The sequence below is a fragment of the Pseudomonas sp. 2995-3 genome (assembly GCF_002742565.1).
Classification (GTDB): domain Bacteria; phylum Pseudomonadota; class Gammaproteobacteria; order Pseudomonadales; family Pseudomonadaceae; genus Aquipseudomonas; species Aquipseudomonas edaphica.
Window position 1 is genome coordinate 1 of the sequence record NZ_LJSB01000310.1, and the last position, 256, is coordinate 256.

Below are 256 nucleotides of genomic sequence, written 5' to 3' on the forward strand. Positions count from 1 at the left end.
GCGCCCCCTAGGGGACTCGAACCCCTGTTACCGCCGTGAAAGGGCGGTGTCCTAGGCCACTAGACGAAGGGGACACACAACTGAAACACATGGTGTGTGTTTCAGTGCCCAGAGGTTAAATCCGAAGATTATGCCCTGGTTTCACTCAATGCCGCCCGAGGGCCACATTGCTTGTAAATTGGAGCGGGAAACGAGACTCGAACTCGCGACCCCGACCTTGGCAAGGTCGTGCTCTACCAACTGAGCTATTCCCGCA

Annotated in this window: 2 tRNA genes; both read right to left on the minus strand. The window is 56.6% G+C overall.

The annotated features are described in order from the left end of the window. Position 1: 1 nt before the first annotated feature. Positions 2-74 (minus strand) — tRNA-Glu (locus tag AOA62_RS25870). 105 nt (positions 75-179) lie between these two features. Next, positions 180-255, minus strand: a tRNA-Gly gene (locus AOA62_RS25875). Between the last annotated feature and the right edge of the window lies 1 nt (position 256).